Annotated in this window: 3 protein-coding genes; 1 reads left to right on the top strand and 2 read right to left on the bottom strand. The window is 72.3% G+C overall.

The features are described 5' to 3' along the window. Nucleotides 1–223 precede the first annotated feature (223 nt). On the top strand, nucleotides 224–1,366 hold the full coding sequence (locus tag AC08OQ_RS17940; RefSeq protein ID WP_462203872.1) for an Mrp/NBP35 family ATP-binding protein: 1,143 nt from the start codon (nucleotides 224–226) through the stop codon (nucleotides 1,364–1,366). A gap of 110 nt (nucleotides 1,367–1,476) precedes the next feature. Here the strand turns inward: AC08OQ_RS17940 and tatB are convergent, their stop codons facing one another. Together tatB and AC08OQ_RS17930 are read right to left on the bottom strand one after the other, a co-directional pair. Continuing rightward, a complete protein-coding gene (gene tatB / locus AC08OQ_RS17935; RefSeq protein WP_476602170.1) occupies nucleotides 1,477–2,037 on the bottom strand; it encodes a Sec-independent protein translocase protein TatB in 561 nt (186 codons plus the stop codon). A gap of 67 nt (nucleotides 2,038–2,104) precedes the next feature. Then, nucleotides 2,105–3,346, bottom strand: a complete 1,242-nt coding sequence (locus tag AC08OQ_RS17930; RefSeq protein ID WP_476602171.1) for a S1C family serine protease — start codon at nucleotides 3,344–3,346, stop codon at nucleotides 2,105–2,107. Nucleotides 3,347–4,347 lie beyond the last annotated feature (1,001 nt).

Here is a 4,347-nt window from a genome sequence, read left to right as displayed (position 1 = left end):
ATCAGCGACAGATCCTATACCGGGACACAATCACCCCTGGTCATGGCGATGGGCACGCTCCGCACCCGTCGTGAAGCCGACAGGGCGGGGCACGCTCCCCGGTCCGCCGAACACGGCAGACGGGGATTGTGAGCCGGCACCGTCACGTCCCCCGCGGGCTATCGTGGACCCACAGGCGGCCCGGCGGGCCGCACCTGATACCAACCTGTGACTGAGGTTTCCCTTGTCCCTATCCCGGCCTTCCCCCGACGCGGTCCAGTCGGCTCTGGCGACGGTGCACGATCCCGAGATCGGTCGTCCCATCACCGAGCTGGACATGGTCTCGTCGGTTCGCGTGCTCGACGACGGCTCGGTCGACGTCGGGGTCCTGCTCACCGTGTCCGGCTGCCCCATGCGCGACGAGATCATCAATCGGGTGAGTCGAGCCGTCAGCGCGGTCAAAGGCGTCCGCGAGGTCCGCGTCGATCTGCAGGTCATGTCGGACGAGCAACGCGGTGCCCTGCACGCGAAACTGCGGGGGGGCAACGCCCCCAAGGCGATTCCCTTCGCCCAACCGGGCTCGACCACCAGGGTCTACGGCGTCGCCAGCGGCAAGGGCGGCGTCGGCAAGTCCTCGATCACCGTGAACCTGGCCGCCGCGATGGCCCGTTCGGGCCTGTCGGTCGGTGTGCTCGATGCCGACATCTACGGGCACTCCGTGCCCCGCATGCTGGGCATCGACCGCCCGCCCACCCAGGTCGAAAAGATGATTATGCCGCCCCAGGCGCACGGGGTGCGAGTCATCTCCACCGGGATGTTTACGCGTGGCAACCAGCCGGTGACCTGGCGCGGACCGATGCTGCACCGTGCCCTGGAGCAGTTCCTGTCGGACGTCTTCTGGGGTGACCTGGACGTCCTTCTCCTGGACCTGCCGCCCGGCACCGGTGACATCGCCATCTCTCTGGCCCAGCTGGTGCCGTCCTCCGAACTGCTGCTGGTCACGACCCCGCAGCTGGCGGCCACCGAGGTCGCCGAGCGGGCCGGGACCATCGCCGTGCAGACCCGGCAGAACGTGGTCGGGGTCGTCGAGAACATGGCGTGGCTGCCCTGCCCGCACTGCGGCGAGCGGGTCGACGTGTTCGGCTCCGGCGGCGGGGCGGCGGTGGCCGAGCGGCTGACCAGGGTGCTCGGTCATGACGTACCGCTGCTGGCCCAGATCCCGGTAGACGTCCGGCTCCGGGAAGGCGCCGACAACGGCGTGCCACTGGTCATCGGCGAGCCGGACAGCGAGGCGGGCAAGGCCCTGGACGCGGTGGCAGGCCGGCTCACCTACCGCTCCCGTGGGCTCGCCGGACGCAGCCTCAACCTCACGCCGGTGGGGCGCTGAACACCTACGATCGGCCGTCCGTCCGGGTTCGCGCAGCCTGATCGACGCGAGCCCGGCCCCGGCTGATCCCGCCCCGGGGCGGGTCCTCGAGCCGACGGCGGCGCCGAACCTCAGGTGGCGTCGGGTCGGCTCAGGTGGCGTCCGAGTCGAAGGGCACCTCTGTCGCCGGGCCGCCCGCTCCGTGCCGGCTGCACCGGCACGGAGCGGGCGGCGGAGGCCTTGCTCGGCGAGACCTTCGACAGCATGGGAGACACCGGACCGGGCGGCGCCGCCGGGACCGCGGCCTCGGCGCCGGGACGAGCCGGGTCCTTGGCCGCGGGATCTCTCGGCAGCGAGGACTTGGTCAGTGACGGCACCGCGGGCGGATCGTCACCGAGGAGCAGCGAGTCGAGCGAGGTCCGCTTGGTGAGGTATGGCGGCAGAACCGGATCGTCCTCGAACAGGTGCTTGCGGACGAAGGCCTTGGGATGCAGGTCCCGGATATCCAGATCGGCGAATTCCGGGCCCAGCTCGGACCTGAGATCGTTACGCATGCCGTTGGCCATCTGGCGCAGCTGACGCAACACGCGTCCCGCGTCCCTGGTGGCCTTGGGCAACCTGTCCGGGCCGAAGACGAACAGCCCGATCAGGAGCAAGACGACGACTTCACCCCACCCGACACCGTTGAACACGCGCTGAGCGTACCTCTCCCGGTGTTACGGGCAAGGAGCTCGCGGGCAACGAAAAGATGCCTGCAGCTCAGCGCTGTTGTTCCTGCAGTGTCAGCTGGATGGTCGCGGTGGCCCCGGCGCGTTCGTAGGCGACCGGCACCCGGTCACCTACCCGGTGGAGCCGGGCGGCGACAATGAGGTCATTCATCCCGCTGATGACCCTGGTGCCCACCCGCGTGATGATGTCGCCGACGCGCAGCCCGGCGCGCTCGGCGGGGCCATCGGGCGCCAGGTTGACGATGCGGGCACCCGGCGTGGTCCCCGTGGCCTTCGCCTGGCCGGCGGTGACGGTCGCGGCCGACACGCCGAGGTACGGGTGGGTCGCCCGGCCGGTCGAGATGATCTCCTGAGCGACCGAGCGGGCGAAGTCGATCGGGATGGCGAACCCCACGCCGATGCTGCCGCTCTGGCTCTGGGACTCATGGCCGGGCACCGCGGCGATCGCGGTATTGATCCCCACTATCTGGCCGAGGCCGTCGAGCAGCGGACCACCGGAGTTGCCCGGATTGATCGCCGCGTCGATCTGGATCGCCCCGATGAGCACCGTGGGGTCGGTGCCGCTCTCGGCCGGGACCATGGGATTGCGGTCGAGCGCGCTGACAACGCCGGTCGTTACGGTGCCGGCGAGGCCGAACGGCGCCCCGGTGGCAACCACCGGCGCTCCCACAACCAGCGAGCCGGACTGGCCGAGCGCCGCCGCCGGCAGGGGTTGCGGGGCCGGGATGCGCAGGACGGCGAGGTCAGTCTTGGGATCCCGCCCGACCAGGTCGGCCTGGACCTGGCCGAACTCCTGGTAGCGGCGCACGGAGATCGGAGTTCTGGCGGCGACCGCGGGCGCCACGACGTGGTTGTTCGTCAGGATGTACCCCTCCGGGCTGACGATCGACGCGACCGACCTGCGGTCGGAGCTGGGCGCGGCGGTACCGACCTGCAGGGCCGCCGACGCCTGCCGGTCGCTGCCGCACTCGGTCATCGAGACGAGCAGCGCACCGATCCCCCCGCCCAGCAGACCCGCGACCAGGATACTCGCGAGGAGGACCCGGTGACCGAGAACGACCGGGCGACCGGGCGCGACCAGGCGCCCCCGCGGCGCGGGACGGCCGGTCAGGACGCCGGCGAACGGCGCGGCGACCGCCGTGCCGTTCGAGCCGCCGCCGGAGTCCGCGGGCAGCGGATACGGCGTCGAGGTCGGCGACCACGCCCGCGGGGAGCCCGTCGCAGCGGGTGGTGGGGCCGGCGGCTGCGTGCCGAAGCCACGCACCGCGGTCACTGTCGGCAAGTCTCTCGACGACTCCCGCGGGTTCCCGTCAGCCGGAGCGCGCCCGCGGTCGGTCGCGGCGGCGGCCCCCTCGACCCGCCCGGAATGCCGGGGGTGGCGATGCCCTCCGGGGGCGGAGCCGGGCCTGTCCTCACTGGGTGGGAGGGTCGGCGGACGCCGGGCGGGCTGACGCACCGGAATCCGCGCCGCCCCGGGTTCCGGCGTCGCACCCTCGCGGGCCGTGGGCCGCGGCTGCGGCCCCGCAGCCGATGGCCCCGCACTCGATGGAGTTCCCGGGGCCGGCTCAGGAGCGCGTGCCGCCGGACTACCCGTGCCCGGCGTCCTGGCGGCCGTGGGTCGCCGGTCGGGCCGGGTCTCCTCCGCCGCCGGTCCGGTCATCGCGGTGGTGGAGGCCGTACGAGGCGATTCCGGACGGCGTGTCCCGGCCGCCGGTTCCGACCCGGACGGCTGCACAGGTCCCGACGGCTGCACGGGGACGACCACCCCGGGCTGTACCCGCGGCCCGGCACCGCCGGCTGTGCTGGGCCGGGGCGCGGCGGGAAGGCGAAGCCGACTAACAGGTATCGTCCCGCCGGTCGAGGGGACGGTCGTCGCGTCGCGGCCGCTGGCCTGATCGGTCTGCGGCTCGCCGTCGGTGGCAGGAGGCGCCGCGTCGGCGCGGTCCGCGACTCGCCGGGCGCCGGGGCGGGAAGGATCGGCGCGGTGGCTCGGGCCGGCGGGAACCGACCGCATCGTGGATGACCGCTCGAGACGTCGGGGCCGTACGGGGGGGTCGACCGGTTCCACGCTCGCGACAGGCACCTCGTTGTCGCTGACGTCCACGCGTCCTCCCCGATTCGCTCGTCGCACGGCACGGCGGAACGCCGACGACCGGTTCCGTCCTGGAAAGCACGCGCGACGCGTCCGAGCGGGTAAAACGGTATAGGGGGTCTTCGAAGTTAACCGGGGCGGGCGTGAGACTCCAGTCAGTGTGGTAACTGTGCGTAATGTTG

The organism is Frankia sp. CcCS3 (assembly GCF_977927575.1).
Note: the sequence above shows the minus strand (reverse complement) of the source record. Positions and strands in the feature narration are given on the sequence as shown.